Raw genomic sequence first — 18,278 nt, forward strand, 5'->3', positions numbered from 1 at the left:
CACAAAACGCTAACCGCAGGATGTGTCGTCGCTATGTCAATTCAGAAAATCGCTCAGCTCGCCGGGGTCTCCGTGGCGACGGTCTCCCGCGTGCTCAACAACAGCGATACCGTGAAGGCGAAAAACCGCGAGCGCGTTCTGCAGGCGATCCAGGAGAGCAACTACCAGCCGAACCTGCTGGCGCGCCAGCTGCGCACTGCCCGCAGCTATATGATCCTGGTGATGGTATCGAACATCGCCAACCCGTTCTGCGCCGAGGTGGTGAAGGGCATTGAAGAAGAGGCGGAGAAAAACGGCTACCGCATTCTGCTGTGCAATTCCGGCTCGGACATCGAACGTTCCCGCTCGGGCTTAAGCCTGCTCTCCGGCAAAATTGTCGACGGCATTATCACCATGGACGCCTTCTCGAAGCTGCCGGAACTTGCCGCGCTGATTGGTGCCGCGCCGTGGGTGCAGTGCGCCGAATACGCCGATGCGGGCGCGGTCTCCTGCGTGGGAATTAACGACGTCGATGCCTCCCAGCATGCCGTAAGCCAGCTGGCCGAGAGCGGCCGTACGCGTATCGCGATGATCAACCACGACCTCAGCTATAAATATGCCCGCCTGCGCGAGCGCGGCTACAAGAGCGTGATCCACCTGAAAAATCTGGACTATCAGGCGGTGGAATACGCCAGCGATCTCAGCTCTCACGCCGGGATGGCCGCGATGCAAAACCTGCTGAAGGAAAACCCGCCGGACGCGGTGTTTGCGGTATCGGACACCCTGGCCGCAGGCGCGCTGCGCGCGATTCAGCAGGCGGGGCTGCGGGTGCCGGAGGATATCGCGGTCGTGGGTTTTGACGGCACAGAGCTGGCGGACATGATTTCGCTCACCACCATCGAGCAGCCGTCGCGGGATATCGGGCGCAAGGCGGTCGATCTGTTACTGAACAAAATCGACAACCCGGATGCGCCCACGGAAAGGGTGATGATGGACTGGCGCTTTATTTCCCGCGCCAGTACCTGATTATTTCGCGATAACGCCCGCCAGGGAGCGAATATCGTTCCCGGTTGGCGACTGGTGAATACGCAGACCGAATTCATCCACCACCGCAAAAATATGGTCGAAGATGTCGGCCTGAATTTCCTCATATTCTGCCCAGATCACCGTGTTGGTGAAGGCGTATATTTCAATCGGCAGGCCGTTGGCATCCGGCGCGAGCTGGCGCACCATCAGCGTCATATCTTTGCGAATGCGCGGGTGGTTGCGCAGATATTCATTCAGGTAGGCGCGGAAGGTGCCGATATTGGTCATCTTGCGCAGGTTTAATACCGATTCCCCTTCACCGTTCTGCTGATTCCACAGGTTAATCTCCTCATGACGCGCGGCCAGATAAGGCTTCAGCAGCTTCGCCTGAATCAGCTTCTGCTGCTCCTGCTCGTCGAGAAAATGAATGCTGGTAGTATCGATATTCAGGCTGCGCTTAATGCGTCGACCGCCGGACGCCGACATGCCGCTCCAGTTGATAAAGGCGTCGGAGACCAGCGCCCACGTCGGAATGGTGGTGATGGTGTTATCAAAATTGCGCACTTTTACGGTGGTCAGGCCGATGTCCGTCACCGTGCCGTTGGCACCGTATTTCGGCATTTCCAGCCAGTCGCCGAGCTTCAGCATGTCGTTGGCGGAAAGCTGAATGCCCGCCACCAGTCCGAGTATCGGGTCTTTAAATACCAGCATCAGAACGGCGGCCATGGCACCCAGACCGCTGATCAGAATCGCCGGAGACTGGCCGATCAGCAGGGAGATAATCAAAATCCCCACCAGGATAGCGCTCACCAACTTGATGCCCTGGAAAATCCCTTTCAGCGGCAGCTGCGACGCGGTGGCCATTTTCTGGGACAGATTGAAAATCACGTCCAGCAGCGAGAAGAAGGAGAGCAGGGCATACACCATCACCCACAGCTTCGCGCAGGTGGTGAGCATTTCCGCCGCTTCGCTGCCTTTTTGCAGCCACAGTACCGCCTGAACGTTGACGATTATCCCCTGTAGGGTAAAGGCCAGACGGTGAAATAACTTATTCTGGGTAATGATCTGCAGCCACAAATGGCTGCTGGCCTGCGCGCGTTTTTCGAAAGCGCGAAGCACCAGCTTGTGCAGAATAAAATGAACCACGATGGCGGTAAGAAAAATAATACCAAAGATAATCACTAACGAGGTGGTGTGATTAATTTCAATCCCTAACTCTTCAACCTGAGCAATTAATTCCTGCATAACGTCTCCTGTATTGATGCAGCCCCATAATGGCGGCTGCGGATCTATTATGCAAATTCACAGGCTTATTTGGCGGCCTGACAGACCTTCACCACGGGTAAGCAGAGGCGATGGCGCATGCGCAGCGTCGCCAGCGCCAGCACCACCATCATGGCGGTTTCTACCGTCAGGAAGACGTTAACCGCCTGGGTGTAGTCCCCGTGATGGTTTTGCAGCGCATGCAGCAAGATTGCGCCAAAAATGGCCGGACCCAGCCCCAGCGCGGCCTGCTGCAGCGTGCTGAGAATGGCGCTCGCGGCACCTGCGTCGTCGGGCTGAATATCACGCATCCCGATGCGATAGAAGCTGTTCACGATCAGCGCCTGCCCGTAGCCCACCAGCCCGGTCGCGGGTGCCAGCGTCAGGGCGGTGTTATCCATTCCCCACACCCGGAACGTAACAATCAGCGCCAGCAGACCGGTAATCTGGATCGCCAGACCTGTCAGCAGAATGGTGCTGGTGCTGTAGCGGGCGATCAGCCGAGGGGCAAACCACGCGGAGATAAAGTAGGTCACCCCAAGGGCAATAAAGCTGTTACCGGACTGCCACGGCGCCATGCCAAGGCCGGTCTGCATGGTCAGCGCCATGCAGAACATAAACCCGGACCAGACGCTGAAAAAGAGCAGCGCGATCAGCACGCCAAAACGGATGCTGCTGAGCTGCATCAGACGCGGCGGGATCAGCGGGTGCGCATCCTCACGCTCTTTTTTACGCGCGTTCAGCACCATTAAATATGCCAGTGGAATAATGGCTATCAGCGCGGCCTTCAGCGGCCACGACCAGTGCCACTGCGGGCCGAGCGCCATCGGGAACAGGAGGCAGCAGAGGATCATCGCCAGCAGCACGGTGCCGGTCCAGTCAATGCGGGACGGCGTCTCACGACGGGTTTCCGGCACGTAGCGGCGGCTCAGCGCCAGCACTATCAGACAAATCGGCACGTTGATGAAGAAGGCATTACGCCAGCCCAGCCCGGCGATATCCGCCGACACCAGCCAGCCGCCGCCCATCTGGCCGACGATAAACGCAATCCCGCCGATGCCGCCGAACAGGCTAATCGCTTTCGCGTGGGCGGTGCCTTTTAGCGTCACGTGCAGCGTCGCAAGAATTTGCGGCATGATCAGCGCCGCACCTGCGCCCTGAACGATGCGCGCGGCCAGCAGCTGTTCGATGTTTCCCGCCATGCCGCAAAGCAGCGAGGCCAGGCCAAAGCTCGCCACGCCCCACATAAACAGGCGACGGCGGCCAAGGTTATCCCCCAGCTTGCTGCCGAGTGCCAGGCAGACGGCGAAGGCCACGCCGTAGAGCGCGACGATCAGCTCCAGTTCGGTAGCGGTGGCGTGCAGTGAGTGAGTGATGGAGTCCAGCGCGACGTTGGTGATTGAGGTATCAATCAGCGGCAGCATCTGGCCGGTTAACAGCAATATCAGGCCAGCGCGGCCCGGTGAAACAACTGACGTATTCATGGGATCTCCATTGCGTCATTCATCAGATGGTCGTAGCATCTACCATCTGATAAACGGGTACCAGTTCTTGCTTATACTGGTACTGGCACTACCATGCAGAGGGATTTATGGCCTTGATGTCTGAACCCGTCGTCTCACTTCAGGATGACACCCGAAAACAGCTGGGTGCTTTTTTACGCGCACGACGCGAAAGCCTCGATCCGCAGCGTCTCGGCTTGCCGCGCAGCGGTCGTCGCCGCACGCCGGGCCTGCGCCGGGAAGAGGTGGCGATGCTCGCGGATGTGGGCGTGACCTGGTACACCTGGCTTGAGCAGGGCAGGGACGTCAACCCGTCGAGCGCGGTGATGGCCGCTGTCGCAAAAGCACTGCAGTGCACGCCGACCGAAGCCCGGCACCTGTTTGTTTTAGCTGGTTTGCCGCCGGGCGAAGCGCCGCAGGCGGTGTGCTGCGAGGGGATCAGCGAAGGCACGCGCCGCCTGCTGGATACGCTGATGCCAAAACCTGCCAGCATTCAGAAACCTAACTTCGATATCGTGGCGTGGAACGACAGCTTTGGGCACCTGATGGGCGTGGATTTCAATGAAATTCCACCCGAAGACCGCAACTGTATTTACCTGTTCCTCACCCATCCGGCGTGGCGAGCGCGTCTCGGCAGACGCGACGATGTGCTGCCGATCTTTGTCTCCTATTTCCGGGCGGCGATGGCCGAGCACCGGGGCGACCCGCTGTGGGAAGCGAAGCTGGCGCGTTTCTTTGCGGTGTCTGAGGAGTTTAAGACCCTGTGGCATCAGCGCAACGACGTGCGCGGCGTGGAGAACCAGCTCAAGCTGTTTACCCATCCCGAGCTGGGGGATTTTACGCTGCAGCAGATGTACTGGTACTCCGCGCCGCGAAACGGCTCGCGGCTGCTGGTCTATTTACCGGTGGATGAAGCGGGGGAAAAGGCGCTGGAATGGCTGGCGGACAGACATGAATAAACCCAGGCTCGTTGGGTCAGTAGTTTTCCGGGAGCCTGTGTATTTTAGTCAAGACCCCTCTGTGAATTTCAATGTAATCACCAGTCTTTAGATCGCTCAGGATCTTCATCACCCGACTGCGTGACAGGTGGGTTTTTTCCTGAATATAGTCACAGGCATTAACGTTCAGACGTATATCTTCCTTCTCGGTCATCAATGCTACCAGGTTGAGGCGAATCAACTCATACGTGGATAAACCGACAGAGGTCTCATGTGCTTCCAGTAATCTCTTGATGGCATACATATACGAGTATGCCGCTTCCTGCCATAAATTCCGCGTGTCGATTATTTCCAGAGTGGACGCTAATGGCCGTATCTCATATTTTATCTCACCGCATGCAAGCATATAAATGCCAGCGTTGGTGTCGATGAGATCGTTCATACCGATAATCATCGGGGCTTGAATAAACTTCAGCAGGAGCTGATCCCGCGTCCGGTAGACTGCAACAATGCCCGAATGCAGAAGGAATGTCATAGGTTCATCATAGTTATCCAATGAGATAAGCTGTCTTTCCCGCCCTGTACGTATACGTGCCGTGTCAGAGAGTTCTTTCATTAATTTTGTTATGTAATTTTCAGGTTTCATAGCGCACAACATTCCCAGAGAAATATCACTACGAGTATATCAGAGGCTGATAAAAGTGTTGGTAGTCCGAAAGGGGTTATAACCGAAGCCATGGAATGTGTTCAACAGATAAAATGTTGTTAAACACACACAAGAAGGATTAACAGGGTTTTACGTAGAGGTTGTCGCAACCACAGCCATCAGACGAGACAACATCGTCGATGTTGAACACGGTAAAATGCCCAGAAACAGCCATCCTTGACTGTTTCTGAGCGTCTAACGCAATAAAAAATAGGTTAGTTATAAGTGAAAGACATTGTGATGACAGAGCTTATTTTACCGGGCGTTGCACCACCGTCCTTGCTGAATGCGCGTGTTTGCAACTTAAACGTTGGCGTTGTGCCAGCGGAGGCAATATCAATGGTCGCTGTTTTACCGTCACCGTAAGGTTCTCCGGCAAGACCTTCAAGCTGAACAGCAATGTGGGTTGCGGCTTTGTCTGGTCCCTCATCTACCGCTGTATTGCTATACAGTGTGGCAACATCTCCGGCATCAGATGTGCCGTGGAAAGTTGCGGTGATACTTGATGTCCCCGCCGGGCAACTTTCGAATTTAACGCTAATCGGAACCCACGCGGAGCTGCTACCCGCTGCGTTCAGGTCAGCGCTTTGCAGGTCGCCCAGAGGAACAGTAAATACCTCATTATTTGTATCAATGACACAAGGTGATGCGACAATGTTGCCCGTTACGGTAATTTGCACCGGGTCAGCCGCAAATGCAGAGTGAACCATACCAGCAGCGATAAAGAGACACGCGGCTGATGACAAAACAATTTTATTCAGATTAAACATAGTGATTACCATTTATGCAGATTTTGTATGCAGTTTGCCTACAGCACCGAAGTCGCTGATGACGCTAAACTGGATGTTTCCTGAGTTCACGCCAGCCGGAAGCGTGAAAGACGTCGTTTTGCCTGGGGGGCATAGGAAACGTTTGTCAATTTTTTACCGGCAACAATGATCTCATTGAAATTTATAAAGCAAGGCGTTGGGTTATTAATTTCCAGGTTATTCCCGGAGATATGCCAGCTAAGCTTGTCGCTCTCTTTTTCAACGTCGATATTTTCCAGTGACTCCGGGCGGTAAATAAGTTTTATGCTGGTAGATACCGCAATTTGCAGCGTATTCTTTTCACGCGGTGCGGAAGGGATTGCTTTAACGCGCAGCCAGTACATTGACTCTTTATCCTGCGGCAGCGTGCCTGCAAGGATAATGCGCATCAGATTCTCCTTGCCCCCATTCAGACGATAAAGCGGCGGAGTGATGACAAAAGGCGGTTTTTGCACATCGTCGTTGAGGTTACTCACCGCCGTCTGGATTAAATAGGGCGTGCTATCCGGGTTGCGCACGCTCAACGATACTTCTTTTTTTGCACCGTCGTATAAAACCCGGGTGCCGCCAATACTCACCGTAGCGCAGGCATTATGGACAACGGCAAGCGCAATGCAGCCGGTTAACAGGCGTAATAAGGTATTCAATTGTTAACTCCAAAATAATGTAAGAGGTTCACACTCCGTAATATTTATTTCTCAGAGTTCCTTGCTGATGTGCTTAATTTATCGGCAGGGGCAGGAGATGTCTTTCTTTATATTGTCCTGTTTAATGTCCTGGATAGGATCGCATTTTAATTGTTACTTCAGATGTGGATTGTAAAAATAAACACAGCAATAAAACGCTGTATCGCGGTTTTGTTGGACTTTGGCAAGGAACATTTCTTTTATCAGGAGTTATTAATGAACAAGCACATTCTTTCCGTTGTGGTCGCATCCGTTATGGCAAGCGCCGCATTTACCGCTCAGGCGGCAAGCACTACCGTTAGCGGTGGCACCATTCAGTTTATCGGTTCTGTTGCTGATGCACCGTGTTCCGTGAGTGCGGATTCCGAAAACGGCATCGTTATGCTGGATCAGGTTACCCTGGAGAGTTTGGGTGACCCAGGCGAAGCATCTGGCCAGGCCAAGGCGTTCAATATTGAGTTGGAAGATTGCGCAGTAACCACAACGTTAAATGCGACGGTGACATTTAACGGTCAATCGACTACTGACCAGCCGGGTGCACTGGCAAACAACGCAGGGTCGGGCGCAGCGACCGGCGTCGCGCTGCAGTTGTACGGGCCGGATGGCAAAGCAATGGCACTGGGTGACGCATCTGCGCCTCAGGAACTGTCGAACGGTACGAATAAGATCCCTCTGAGTGTGGATTACGTGAGAACAAGCGCAACAACTGCGACTGCCGGTGCGGTTGAATCTGTAGCGACCTTCCAGATCACCTATTCCTGATGTACCGGTTCACGCCAGGCAATGCCTGGCGTGACGTTGAATTCACATGATGAGCAATTAAAAAATGCGTTTACGTTCAACAGTTTTTATATTGCAGTGTTTAATTATTGCCCAGGCGTCAGCTGAGACGGATAAAACCGTGAGTGGTGGTAGCGTTCATTTTTATGGTGCTGCGGTAAATGCTTCCTGCGCGATTGATGCACAAAGCCTTCATCAGAGCGTCATGATGGACCAGGTCAAAGTCGCGGCTTTTTCTGCCCCAGGCACCTGGGCGTCACCCACAGCATTCTGGATAAAGCTTGAAAACTGCAATGACACGATCAGTCAGTTCGTCAGCGTTGCGTTTACCGGCGAAACCGACCCGCACGATCCTCAGGTATTTCAGGCTGGATTTGGTGCCGATGCCGCAAAAGGCATTGGGATTGGTATTTTTGATGACAAAGATAACGTCATTATTCCAAATACTACTCCGTTAGCGAAGGCGACATTAAACAGCGGGGAAAATACGCTGATTTTTAATGCGAAATATCGCTCTGTATCCTCAATCGTCAAAGCGGGCGATGCCAGCGCTGCCGTAAACTTTGCTGTTATTTATCAGTAAATACTACTGAAAAGGAAATTTTTTCATAAAGGAATCTTATCTGTTAATCTGGAAATCTTAAATGAAATCTGTAATGACTTTTTCTATTTCTCGTCTCTCTTTAGTGATGTTTACTTTTTTATCTGTGGGAGGTATTAACGGTTCGTTTGCTGCAGGTGTAGCGCTTAGTTCAACGCGCATTATTTATCCTGAGGGTGCAAAGCAAGCTAACATCAACGTCACGAATTCTGATAATAAACAGTCGTTCCTGGTTCAGTCCTGGATATCGGGTCTTAACGGTGGAAAAGTATCGAGCTTTATTGTTACACCGCCATTGTTTGTGCTTAAGCCGGGCAAAACGAATGTCTTGCGCATAATGTACACCGGTCCGGAATTGCCAACGGACAAAGAGAGCGTTTTTTATCTCAATAACAAAGCGATCCCTTCCGTTGAGAAAACGACGCAACAGGCAAATACCCTGCAGATTGCCACCCAGTCGGTGATTAAACTTTTTGTGCGCCCACAGCATCTGTCCATTAAACCGGTTGATGCCCCGGCAATGCTGCGCTGCCAGTTTGAGAATAACGGACTGATGCTCTCTAACCCGTCCCCTTATTACCTCACCTTGGTCAATTTCACCGTCGGGGGTAAAAAGCAGCCTAATACCATGGTTCCGCCACTTGGCAGTGAGACGGTGCATCTGGTGAGTGCTTCTGCAGGCGCCATTTCATATCAGACGTTGAATGATTACGGAGCAATAACGCCTGCTCTGGCCTGTAAAGCCTGAGCGCTGTAGGGGAACGTGATGAAATTCAGAAAAAATATGCGTGCTGTATCCGCGGTGACATGGCGTTTGTCACCGCTGGCGTTGACCATCGCCACCTGCCTGTTCAGCAGCACTGTGCTGGCGGACGAGTATTTTAACCCGGCATTTTTGACCGATGGTAAAGGCCAGGTGGCCGATCTGTCGAGCTTCGAAAGCAATGGTGGACAGGCACCCGGCACCTATCGTGTCGATATTTTTCTGAACAATGATTTTGTCACCAGTCACGATGTGGAATTCAAAACCCTCAATGCAGGGGATGTAAAAGCAACCGCCCCGGATGATACGGGGCTGGTGGCCTGCCTGTCCGCAAAAACGCTGAGCGATCTGGGTATCGACCTCAGCATTCCGGAAGAGAAAAAACAGACGGCTGACGGGGCGTGCATCAACATCGCCTCGCTGATTGACGGGGCCAAAGCCAGCTTTGATTTTAGTCACCAGCGGCTGGATATCAGCGTGCCGCAGGTAGCGCTGAAAAATACTGCGCGCGGCTATATCCCGCCGGAAAAATGGGACGAAGGGATTAATGCCCTCCTGCTGAACTACAGCTTTAACGGGTCTAACAGCAAAGACAGCGGCGGAAAAAGCAGCAGCAACTTTCTGGGACTCAACAGCGGAGTTAACCTGGGACCGTGGCGGTATCGCGACTACTCCACGTTTAACCGTACCACCAGCAGCAGCGGTACGACCGCTAACCAGTGGCAGCACGTCAGTGGTTTTATTGAGCGCACCATTATTCCGCTAAAAGCCGAGCTGACGGTGGGCGACAGCTACACCTCTGGCGAGATTTTTGACAGCGTCAGCTTTCGCGGCGTTCAGCTGGCCTCGGATGACAATATGCTGCCGGACAGCCTGAAAGGCTTTGCTCCGACGGTGCGCGGTATCGCGAAGAGCAATGCACAGGTGACCATCAAGCAGAACGGCTACGTGGTCTATCAGACCTACGTTGCGCCGGGCGCGTTTGCGATTGACGACCTCTTTCCTACGTCTTCCAGTGGCGATCTGGTGGTTGAAATCAAAGAGCAGGATGGCTCAGTGAATACCTACTCTGTGCCCTATTCAGCGGTGCCTCTGTTGCAGCGTGAAGGTCGGGTGAAGTACGCGCTTACTGCTGCCAACTACCGTACCAGTAACGACCAGCAGGATGAGACGGCGTTTGGCCAGGGTACCCTGACGTTAGGTTTAGCCCATGGCGTTACGCTCTATGGCGGCACGCAGTTTTCTGACAATTATCGCGCGCTGGCGATGGGGGCCGGGCTGAATATGGGGAACTGGGGCGCCGTCTCTGCTGACATCACCCATGCCCGCAGCACCCTTATTGATGACACTGAACATGCCGGGCAATCCCTGCGTATGCTGTACGCAAAATCGCTCAACGATTTAGGTACCAACTTCCAGCTGCTGGGCTACCGTTACTCCACGTCCGGGTATTACACCTTTGCGGATACCACCTATAAGCATATGGATGGGTATAACAGTGACCCGGAAAATGAGGATAACGATCCGAATAACGACCACCCGCACTGGTTTGATTATTACAACCTGTACTACACCAAACGCGGCAAGATGCAGGTCAACATCTCCCAACAGTTGGGCAGTCTGGGGTCGATGTACGTGAGCGGAAGCCAGCAAACTTACTGGCACACCGACGGGAAGGACACGCTGGTACAGGTGGGGTACAACACCACCTGGCACGATATCAATATGGGCGTGAGCTACAACTACAGTAAATCCTCCGGTCAACCGCAGGCCGACCAGGTAATCGCCTTCAACGTGTCGTTGCCGCTGGGCAAATGGCTCTCGCCGGAAGGAAGCGCGTCTTCACACAACGCGTTTGCGACATGGAGCATGAGTAAAGATAACCATGGCAGCACCAACCAGAATGCCGGCGTCAGCGGCACGCTGCTTGAAGACAACAACCTGAGCTACAGCGTTCAGCAGGGGTATGCGAATCAGGGCACAGGCAACAGCGGCAGCGCCAGCCTGGCGCATCAGGGCGGCTACGGCAGCGCAAACCTTGGTTACAACTACAGCGATAACGGGGATTCTCAGCAGGTGACCTATGGCGTGTCGGGCGGTGTGGTCGCACATCGCCACGGCATTACCTTCAGCCAGCCTCTGGGCGAAACCAACGTGCTGGTTGAGGCACCGGGAGCGGATCGCGTCAAAGTGGATAACGCAACAGGTGTGAAGACTGACTGGCGTGGTTACGCGGTCGTGCCCTATGCCACCACCTACCGTAAAAATCGTATCGCACTTGATACCACGTCACTTGGTGACAAGGTTGACCTTGAAAATGCCGTGGTTGATGTGGTGCCCACCAAAGGGGCGCTGGTACGGGCAAAATTTGACGCACATGTCGGGATCCGCGCGTTGCTGACGCTGCTGCACAACAACGAGCCGGTACCGTTTGGGGCAACCGTCACGCGTGATGACGAAGGTACGAGCAGTATTGTGGGCGATGAGGGGCAGGTCTATCTTTCCGGCCTCGCACCCAAAGGTACGCTGAAAGTGCAGTGGGGCGAGGGGGCCGATCAGAACTGTAGCGCAGATTATCAGCTGCCAGCAGATGCAGAGAATGCGCCAATTACTCAGGTCAAAGTGATCTGCCGTTAATAAGGAGAGTGACGAATGAAATTCTGGACGCTATGGCCGATTGTTGCGGGAGGAATGTTTGCTTCTGGCGTATCGCTAGCCGACACGTCTCTTTCCGTGTCGGGCACTTTGGTCGCAAGCACCTGTACGGTTAATTACCCCCCGAAAATCACGATTGGTACATTCTCAGGCAAGGACTTTCCCTCGGTTGGCAGTACCTCGTCGTTTAAGGCGATAAGTATCAATTTAATGGATTGCTACAGCAGATTAAGGGCGGTGACCGTCACCTTTAGCGGTATGGCAGATGCAGATAATCCCGTGCTCCTGGCCGTAACAGACCCGGGAACGGGCAGCGAAATAGCGACGGGGGTCGGCATTGAGCTGATGGATAACGGGGGAAGAACAATTCCGTTTGATACCGTCAAACCCCTCAATTTTACGCTGGATGAAGGTATGACAACGCTCTCTTTTTTGCTCCGTTATAAGTCAACTCAATATCCGGTGACCTCCGGGGAAGCTCCCGCCGTCCTGAATTTTGATTTGACCTATCAGTGAGTGATGTGGTGACAGTTATGAAAATAGTTCTACCGCTGATGTTGACAGTAATGTTCAACATCTCTTTTTCTGAAGCGCATGATGGCTCGGTAATTATTACCGGCACCATTCAGGACAACACCTGTGAAGTGGCTCCGGACTCACAGAATAAAAAGGTTGAAATGGGCGATTATGCACGAGGGCAGTTCAGACAAAAAGGGCACAGTTCCCCGATGAAACCCTTTACCATCAATCTTGACAACTGTGGGCCTGCCGCCAATGGGGCGAAAGTCACCTTTTCGGGTACCCCTGATACCACTGACAATACCCTTTTTGCCCTTGAGAGCGGTGCGGAAGATGAGGCGGCTTCCGGCCTGGCGCTGGGGATATATGAGAATAACGGGCAAAAGATTCCGCCAAACAGCACGAGTAGTGGCGTGCCTCTTAAGTCCGGGCAGGCATCCGTCGCATTAGATTTTATGGCACGTTACGTCGCTGTAAATGACAGTGTAACGGTCGGTAGCGCACTGACGATTGTGACATTTTCCGTATTGTACGATTAATAATCCCTGAAAGGACTTGATATCTTTTGGTCATGTAGAAGAGGGGGGGGGAATAATATTAACTACTGTGGTCCTGCAGCAAGTGAGGCGACGGTGACATTTTCAGGAACACCAGACAAAGCAAATAATCATTTCTTTGCAATAGAAAGTGGAGGGGAAGCCGCCAGTGGAATCGCGTTAGGGATTTATGACATCAATGATAAAAATCTGCAGCCCGATCAAAGTAGTGAAGGTTATGAGTTAGAGCCGGGGAAGAAGTTGAAGGAACTGCAATTTTTTGCACGCTACGTATCAGTTTTAAATAACGTTACTGAAGGTAGCTCTGATGCGTTCATCACTTTCGAAATTAACTATAGTTGATTGTTTAGATTCGGATTTTTATCTTTGTCCTGTTCAGGATTTTAAAGGTTTTGCATAGCTTAATGGTATGCAGCAAAATAATTGTAATGTTTTTATATTGAGAACGAGGTGTCATGAGATTTCTTTATTCTATACTGCTTTTCATTTTACTTCAGGTTACTTTTCAATGTGTCGCAAGTTGTCAGGCTTACGATACGTATGGTTCGGATAATACAGTAACGCTAAATAATGCTACTGTTCAACGTGACGCCCCTGTAGGAACTGTCATAGCAACAGCAAAAGGTACCATGCTTAACGGTGGGTACTGGTATATGGTCTACGGCGAATGTGATATTTACGCTAACATGCTTTACGGTGGTATGGTCCCATCAGGGGTCGAACATGTATACAACACCAATGTTCCGGGAGTAGGTATCAGGGCTTATGTGAGTACCTGGAGTCATGGTGCGGTTTACGCTTCAGCTTCACCGGGAACCCTGGTTGATCATTATGCTTCAAGCGGTGGTTTTTATGGCAATTCTTTTAACGCACCTGAGATTGCTTTAGTTAAGACCGGTAACATTACACCAGGGGTGGTTACTCCCGGACCCGTATTGTCTATTAAGGCAGCTAATAATATATATACCGGTTCGGAGCCGCCGTATTCCACCTGGACGCTGAACTCTTCTGTTACTATAACGCAAGTTGCCTGTTCCGTGACATCAGGAGAGGGCTTGTCATTTCCAATCGGAAATGTGCCCGCGGATCAGTTCAAAGGCAAAGGGAGTGTATCAAGTCAAACCAGTGCCGTTAATTTGAAATTAGATTGTGATCCTGCTGCGAATATTAACGTTACGCTGAGCGGAACACAAAACCCAGACAGTTCAGATGATAGTGTTTTAACGCTGACGGGTCAGGGGGAAGACGGTATTGCTGAAGGCGTGGGCGTACAGCTTGTTTATAATGACAAGCCTCTTGAAATAAATAAAATGCTCAACTTGAAAACGTCCGCAGGAGGGATGGAATCGTTTACTCTCGTTGCTCGCTATATTCAGACCAAAGATAACGTTGTCGCGGGTACAGCCAATGCTACCGCTACGCTAAATTTGACCTATCAGTAAGCTCTTATGAGATCGACCGGGCCTTTGGCCCGGCCTCATTAATTCATCCAAGCTTCATTTCAATTCGTCCCTTAAAGCGTTGTAAATCGCGAGATTTCCGTTTGGCTAATGCAGAAATTTCAACGACTTTTTCTGGTTTTTCCTCCACTGCCAGTGCCGTCACCACCATTCGACCGTCTTCCACCACCACCTCCACCGGCGTGCCGATGGGAAAACCTGCTGCCTCCAGCCACTTTCCTTTGATGCGCAATGACGCAAACGCCTTATATTCTGGATAGTCCATCGCAGAACTCACCGTTAATCGACGGGTTTTATGCTTCTTCACTTCCGCTGCACAACGCGCTGCTTTACACTTCTGCTCAGCCATAATAACTACTCCGATTAGTTGTTTGGTTAGCGGTGCGGAGGTGCTGGTTACACTTCCGTACCGCGCTCAATACTGATTTAATCTACAGGTGTAATTATATTCAGGTGGATGGGTTGGGTCTGTTTAAAAATACTTAAACCTGCATTTAGAACTTATCTGAAGATATAAAAAAGCCGCGTCAGAAAACGCGGCTTTAATATTGGTAAGAGTTACGGATTAAATCGTTCATCCCACGGCATTAACCGGTGCGCTCGCGCCTGTAGCGCGGCTGCTTCTTCAGCACGATGTAAGAAAGTCAGAATGTTGATTTGATCGAAATACGCATTTTCCTCCATATGCAACGCTATCCACTGCCTATTTTCCTGAGCGTAGATCGCAAGCGCCGCAATATCACCCTGCTGGTTAAAGGCATTTAAATGCAGCAACGAGATATCTCGCTGGTAACGCATCTGCATCAGCCAGGGAACCGACAGCTGGCGAATGCTTTCCAGACGTACAAGCGAGCCCGTTTCAAATCTCCCCAGCGTCAGGCTGGCATAAAACAGCTGTGCTGAAAGAATGACGCCATAGAGCGCAACGGCCGCCAGCGCGAAACCCAGTTTTTTAGACGACAGTGTCAGCACGCGTCTTTCCCCTTCTGACGCAGCCATCAGTAGCAGCAGGGCGAAGAAGTGCGCCACGGAATAATAGAGCGGAAACTCAAGCTGGGTGTGCAGCAGAATGGGCAGGGTGGTCAGCAGCGCCGCCCACTGCCACAGGCTTTTACGCCGCAACACTAATACGACCCAGCCTGAGAGCAAACACAGCCCGCCAGCCAGCGCCAGCGCACCGCCTTCCGCCCAGATAAACAGCGTTTCGTTGTGCGGGTGCTGCATCATCTCCCGGCTCGGATTATCGTACGGCAGCGCGGCCATAAAATTCTGAAAGGCAGGCTCAAACATCCCCAGCCCCCAGCCCTGCCAGGGGTGGGCGAGGATCATGCGAAACGTGTAATAAAGCGTTAGCCATCGCTGATGGCTGGAGCTTTCATGCGCCAGCGACGCGGCCACAGACCTGTCGAGCAGCAGCGCGCCGATCGTCCCGCCGAGAACAGGGAGCACAACAATCATCATGCGGCGAAGGCGCGTGGTTCTAAGGCGAAACCGTGGCTGGCTGAACAGCAGCGATACGCACAACATACCGATAATCGCCCCGAGCCAGCCCGTACGCGACTGGAAAAGCACCAGCGTCGCGGACACCATCATGATGCTCAGGCCGATAAATACCCGACGCCAGGTTTCAGCGCGCGCGCGGCGGCTGGCACAGCGAACATCCGCCATCAAAAAAAGCAGGGCGGTAAGCCCCGTTGCAAGGAACGACGCCGCCACGTTCACCTGCTGGAAATTACCCGGCGCGCGGCCAGAATAGCGTTCGGAGAGGATATCGAGCGGGAAGGGCAAATAGTCAGGGCAGAAAATACCCACCAGCGACATCCCGCACTCTACCACGGTGGCGACTGCCAGCAGGTTAAACAGCCCGACGGTTTCGCGCTCCTGGATCCGGCACTGCAGAAGCGTGAAATAGCACAGCACGCCGCCCCAAATCCCGACCAGCCTTGGCAGGGCTCCCGGCAGACCTTCCCGTGGGGACCATAACAACGGCAGCGTGAACAGCACGGCGCTGACCAGCATCAGCAGAGCGGTGCGGGTGAGGCGCAAAGTACCCGTCCGCAGCGAGAGCCAGACGATCAGCATCATCAGGGAGATAACGGCCCAGCTCAGCAGGTTAGACGGCAGGTTCATGCCGTAATCACCGCTGTTCGGCCAGGGAATATGCATCAATACTAGCCAGTAAAGGCCCAGCAGGAATAACACCGATAAACGGGCAGGGCGCGCGGCACTTGCCGGAAGCGATAAGGAGTAAGCAAAAAGGTTCATGGTATATAGAGGGTAAATCACGATTGTATTTGCCCTCTACAGGTGGCGCTAACGTTCTCGGATCCGTTATGAGACTGACGCTTTAATACTGCCACTGAACTGAAAATCCCAGCGTCACAGGGCTACTGTGCATATCGCTCGGTTTAGCAAGGGACGTACCCGCAAAAATATCATAACCCAGTTGACCCTTTACCCCGCGAACGCCAATAACGGCACCCGCGATATGCGCTCCGCTCCAGTAATCATTCTCAGACCCGCTGACCTCGCCATAATCCGCGCCAATGTAAGGCTGCATGCCCCATTTGGGCAGGTTGAGGTTCACGTCGTTACGCAGGTACCAGCCCTTGTCGGCATAAATGGACGATTCGCCGTCGAAGCCGCGTACCGTCCAGCGGTTGCCAAGGGTGAATTTATCGGGCTGGGTCAGGCGGTCAGGTGAGGTTTGCTGCTTAAAATGCGGCTCGTAGCTCAGGGACTGCGTGCCCACGCTGAAGGGAAACGTTCCGTCGATGCTCAGGGTGATAATACGCGCCTGCGCGTCAGCAGTGCCCACCATTTCCTCGGCATCTGCCTGTTCGCCAAACCACGGCGCGGCATGCTGATAACCGAGGCTGGAGGTGAGCTGCCCCAGGGGGAAGTACGCCACGTTGTCCAGGCTCAGCTGCCAGCTGCTGGTATCCCGGTGCTGGACTTCAACCTCCACGTCGTTCAGGTCATAGCGTGAATCACGTTTGATCCCTTTAAAGCCGAGCGTGGTTTTCTGGCTGGCGCTGCGGTAGACCACGTGCTTCAGGGCGGCGGTCATCAACTTTTCATCACTGCTGTAGTGATACTGAAAATCGCCACTATGGATGGTCTGGGTGGTACGGTATTGGCTGGCATAAAGTTCAAACGCCCAGTACCCCCAGGGAACGGAGTAAAATGCCGAGCTATTATCGTTGCGGTGCCCGTTCTCATTTTTGAAGCCACCGCCATAGGCGACATAAAACATATCGTTTAACGAGGTGGGGTTATCCAGATATAACGCCAGACCGCCCTGATAGCGCCCGGTGTATTTACTGCCAGAATCATCAAGCCAGGAGCCCAGACGCCAGGCTTTTCGCTGATGACGTGTTACCTCAACGCGGGTATCGCCAGGATTTCTCCCCGGCACCAGGTGGATCGTGGCCTGCGTTCCCGGTATGCGCTGAAGGTTTTCCAGCCCCTGTTCCAGCCCGCGTAAATCGAGAATATCGTCCTGCGCTTCGGGGAAATTATTCCACTGCTGGACCGGATGCCCGTTTTCATCCCGAATAGTCATCTCACTGATACGGCCAGGCAGAATGCGCAGAGTCAGCGTTTGCGTATGTAAATTCTGCTCCGGTATTAACACCCGGGTGGTAATAAATCCATGGGAAATTAAACGGTTCTGCACAGCCGTGTGTAGGGCTTTAATTCCTTTTACACCAATGCAATGTTTCTCAGCCTGACGAATAAAATCGCGAAACGTGAGCCAGTGAGGAAGCGACTGCACGTTGTCAATTTTTACCTGTTGAATATCGTAGCACGCAGACTCTTTTGGCAGGATAAGTGCGTCATCGGCCGGCGCGCTTTCTGCTGCGAGTAATGTCTTCCCCGGCGGCGCAAGCTGGTCGTGCCTGGCCTGATCCTGCTGTTGGGTGGGGCCGGGTTCGGCGTTTACGCAGGTCGGTTGCGCCACCAGTGTGAAAAATAGAATGAGACAGAGGCGAATGCGATAAATAATCATGTTTTGGCTTTAGAAAATACGG

General features: G+C 52.9%; 18 protein-coding genes. 10 read left to right on the forward strand and 8 right to left on the reverse strand.

Annotated features, from left to right (window positions below; all coding sequences use genetic code 11):
- Positions 1–33 precede the first annotated feature (33 nt).
- The gene (locus ACTJJA_RS01260; protein WP_440665711.1) at positions 34–1,005 is read left to right on the forward strand and encodes a LacI family DNA-binding transcriptional regulator; all 972 of its coding nucleotides are present in this window, start codon (positions 34–36) and stop codon (positions 1,003–1,005) included.
- On the opposite strand, the gene ACTJJA_RS01265 is transcribed toward ACTJJA_RS01260, so the two are convergent.
- Positions 1,006–2,250, reverse strand: a complete 1,245-nt coding sequence (locus ACTJJA_RS01265) for a mechanosensitive ion channel family protein (protein ID WP_260660726.1) — start codon at positions 2,248–2,250, stop codon at positions 1,006–1,008.
- A gap of 65 nt (positions 2,251–2,315) precedes the next feature.
- Entirely contained in the window at positions 2,316–3,752 is a 1,437-nt protein-coding gene (locus tag ACTJJA_RS01270; RefSeq protein ID WP_440665714.1) for an MFS transporter, read from the reverse strand.
- Positions 3,753–3,859: 107 nt separating this feature from the next.
- On the opposite strand from ACTJJA_RS01270, the gene ACTJJA_RS01275 reads away from it, so the two are divergent.
- Positions 3,860–4,729 (forward strand): helix-turn-helix transcriptional regulator, encoded by an 870-nt coding sequence (locus tag ACTJJA_RS01275; RefSeq protein ID WP_440665716.1) that lies wholly within the window; start codon positions 3,860–3,862, stop codon positions 4,727–4,729.
- A gap of 16 nt (positions 4,730–4,745) precedes the next feature.
- On the opposite strand, the gene ACTJJA_RS01280 is transcribed toward ACTJJA_RS01275, so the two are convergent.
- From ACTJJA_RS01280 to ACTJJA_RS01290, 3 genes are all read right to left on the reverse strand, one after another.
- Complete coding sequence (locus tag ACTJJA_RS01280; RefSeq protein WP_440665718.1) at positions 4,746–5,354, reverse strand: helix-turn-helix domain-containing protein; 609 nt, start codon at positions 5,352–5,354, stop codon at positions 4,746–4,748.
- A 275-nt stretch (positions 5,355–5,629) separates the two neighbouring features.
- Positions 5,630–6,184: a fimbrial protein gene (locus ACTJJA_RS01285; protein ID WP_440665720.1), complete on the reverse strand. Its 555-nt coding sequence runs from the start codon at positions 6,182–6,184 to the stop codon at positions 5,630–5,632.
- Between the two features lie 86 nt (positions 6,185–6,270).
- Positions 6,271–6,870, reverse strand: coding sequence for a fimbrial biogenesis chaperone (locus ACTJJA_RS01290; RefSeq protein ID WP_440665722.1), 600 nt, complete (start codon positions 6,868–6,870; stop codon positions 6,271–6,273).
- Between the two features lie 255 nt (positions 6,871–7,125).
- Between ACTJJA_RS01290 and ACTJJA_RS01295 the strand changes: the two genes are divergently transcribed.
- The 8 genes from ACTJJA_RS01295 to ACTJJA_RS01330 all read left to right on the forward strand — a co-directional run bounded on the left by ACTJJA_RS01295 (position 7,126) and on the right by ACTJJA_RS01330 (position 14,226).
- A complete protein-coding gene (locus tag ACTJJA_RS01295) occupies positions 7,126–7,671 on the forward strand; it encodes a fimbrial protein (RefSeq protein WP_440665724.1) in 546 nt (181 codons plus the stop codon).
- A 64-nt stretch (positions 7,672–7,735) separates the two neighbouring features.
- Complete coding sequence (locus tag ACTJJA_RS01300; RefSeq protein WP_440665726.1) at positions 7,736–8,272, forward strand: fimbrial protein; 537 nt, start codon at positions 7,736–7,738, stop codon at positions 8,270–8,272.
- A 61-nt stretch (positions 8,273–8,333) separates the two neighbouring features.
- Positions 8,334–9,038 carry a fimbria/pilus periplasmic chaperone gene (locus ACTJJA_RS01305; RefSeq protein WP_440665727.1) on the forward strand — a complete coding sequence of 235 codons (705 nt, stop codon included), beginning with the start codon at positions 8,334–8,336 and terminating at the stop codon, positions 9,036–9,038.
- Positions 9,039–9,056: 18 nt separating this feature from the next.
- Positions 9,057–11,690 (forward strand): fimbrial biogenesis usher protein, encoded by a 2,634-nt coding sequence (locus ACTJJA_RS01310; RefSeq protein ID WP_440665729.1) that lies wholly within the window; start codon positions 9,057–9,059, stop codon positions 11,688–11,690.
- A gap of 15 nt (positions 11,691–11,705) precedes the next feature.
- Complete coding sequence (locus ACTJJA_RS01315; protein WP_440665731.1) at positions 11,706–12,224, forward strand: fimbrial protein; 519 nt, start codon at positions 11,706–11,708, stop codon at positions 12,222–12,224.
- A 17-nt stretch (positions 12,225–12,241) separates the two neighbouring features.
- Positions 12,242–12,766 carry a fimbrial protein gene (locus tag ACTJJA_RS01320; protein ID WP_440665733.1) on the forward strand — a complete coding sequence of 175 codons (525 nt, stop codon included), beginning with the start codon at positions 12,242–12,244 and terminating at the stop codon, positions 12,764–12,766.
- Between the two features lie 57 nt (positions 12,767–12,823).
- The gene (locus tag ACTJJA_RS01325; protein WP_440666554.1) at positions 12,824–13,126 is read left to right on the forward strand and encodes a fimbrial protein; all 303 of its coding nucleotides are present in this window, start codon (positions 12,824–12,826) and stop codon (positions 13,124–13,126) included.
- 113 nt (positions 13,127–13,239) lie between these two features.
- Positions 13,240–14,226, forward strand: a complete 987-nt coding sequence (locus tag ACTJJA_RS01330; RefSeq protein ID WP_440665735.1) for a fimbrial protein — start codon at positions 13,240–13,242, stop codon at positions 14,224–14,226.
- 43 nt (positions 14,227–14,269) lie between these two features.
- Here ACTJJA_RS01330 and ACTJJA_RS01335 read toward each other — a convergent pair whose 3' ends face one another.
- From ACTJJA_RS01335 to ACTJJA_RS01345, 3 genes are all read right to left on the reverse strand, one after another.
- Entirely contained in the window at positions 14,270–14,593 is a 324-nt protein-coding gene (locus ACTJJA_RS01335; protein WP_440665737.1) for a SymE family type I addiction module toxin, read from the reverse strand.
- A gap of 209 nt (positions 14,594–14,802) precedes the next feature.
- Complete coding sequence (locus ACTJJA_RS01340) at positions 14,803–16,410, reverse strand: Wzy polymerase domain-containing protein (RefSeq protein WP_440665739.1); 1,608 nt, start codon at positions 16,408–16,410, stop codon at positions 14,803–14,805.
- 181 nt (positions 16,411–16,591) lie between these two features.
- The gene (locus ACTJJA_RS01345) at positions 16,592–18,256 is read right to left on the reverse strand and encodes a ShlB/FhaC/HecB family hemolysin secretion/activation protein (RefSeq protein ID WP_440665741.1); all 1,665 of its coding nucleotides are present in this window, start codon (positions 18,254–18,256) and stop codon (positions 16,592–16,594) included.
- Positions 18,257–18,278 lie beyond the last annotated feature (22 nt).

The organism is Enterobacter sp. 22452, from assembly GCF_052045065.1.
Lineage (GTDB): Bacteria > Pseudomonadota > Gammaproteobacteria > Enterobacterales > Enterobacteriaceae > Enterobacter > Enterobacter mori.

What these genes read in the sequence shown, in the direction of transcription:
- ACTJJA_RS01260 (WP_440665711.1), top strand. Translation starts at nt 34, where the DNA reads ATGTCAATTCAGAAAATCGCTCAGCTCGCCGGGGTCTCCGTGGCGACG.
- ACTJJA_RS01265 (WP_260660726.1), bottom strand. Translation starts at nt 2,250, where the DNA reads ATGCAGGAATTAATTGCTCAGGTTGAAGAGTTAGGGATTGAAATTAAT.
- ACTJJA_RS01270 (WP_440665714.1), bottom strand. Translation starts at nt 3,752, where the DNA reads ATGAATACGTCAGTTGTTTCACCGGGCCGCGCTGGCCTGATATTGCTG.
- ACTJJA_RS01275 (WP_440665716.1), top strand. Translation starts at nt 3,860, where the DNA reads ATGGCCTTGATGTCTGAACCCGTCGTCTCACTTCAGGATGACACCCGA.
- ACTJJA_RS01280 (WP_440665718.1), bottom strand. Translation starts at nt 5,354, where the DNA reads ATGAAACCTGAAAATTACATAACAAAATTAATGAAAGAACTCTCTGAC.
- ACTJJA_RS01285 (WP_440665720.1), bottom strand. Translation starts at nt 6,184, where the DNA reads ATGTTTAATCTGAATAAAATTGTTTTGTCATCAGCCGCGTGTCTCTTT.
- ACTJJA_RS01295 (WP_440665724.1), top strand. Translation starts at nt 7,126, where the DNA reads ATGAACAAGCACATTCTTTCCGTTGTGGTCGCATCCGTTATGGCAAGC.
- ACTJJA_RS01300 (WP_440665726.1), top strand. Translation starts at nt 7,736, where the DNA reads ATGCGTTTACGTTCAACAGTTTTTATATTGCAGTGTTTAATTATTGCC.
- ACTJJA_RS01305 (WP_440665727.1), top strand. Translation starts at nt 8,334, where the DNA reads ATGAAATCTGTAATGACTTTTTCTATTTCTCGTCTCTCTTTAGTGATG.
- ACTJJA_RS01310 (WP_440665729.1), top strand. Translation starts at nt 9,057, where the DNA reads ATGAAATTCAGAAAAAATATGCGTGCTGTATCCGCGGTGACATGGCGT.
- ACTJJA_RS01315 (WP_440665731.1), top strand. Translation starts at nt 11,706, where the DNA reads ATGAAATTCTGGACGCTATGGCCGATTGTTGCGGGAGGAATGTTTGCT.
- ACTJJA_RS01320 (WP_440665733.1), top strand. Translation starts at nt 12,242, where the DNA reads ATGAAAATAGTTCTACCGCTGATGTTGACAGTAATGTTCAACATCTCT.
- ACTJJA_RS01330 (WP_440665735.1), top strand. Translation starts at nt 13,240, where the DNA reads ATGAGATTTCTTTATTCTATACTGCTTTTCATTTTACTTCAGGTTACT.
- ACTJJA_RS01335 (WP_440665737.1), bottom strand. Translation starts at nt 14,593, where the DNA reads ATGGCTGAGCAGAAGTGTAAAGCAGCGCGTTGTGCAGCGGAAGTGAAG.
- ACTJJA_RS01340 (WP_440665739.1), bottom strand. Translation starts at nt 16,410, where the DNA reads ATGCATATTCCCTGGCCGAACAGCGGTGATTACGGCATGAACCTGCCG.
- ACTJJA_RS01345 (WP_440665741.1), bottom strand. Translation starts at nt 18,256, where the DNA reads ATGATTATTTATCGCATTCGCCTCTGTCTCATTCTATTTTTCACACTG.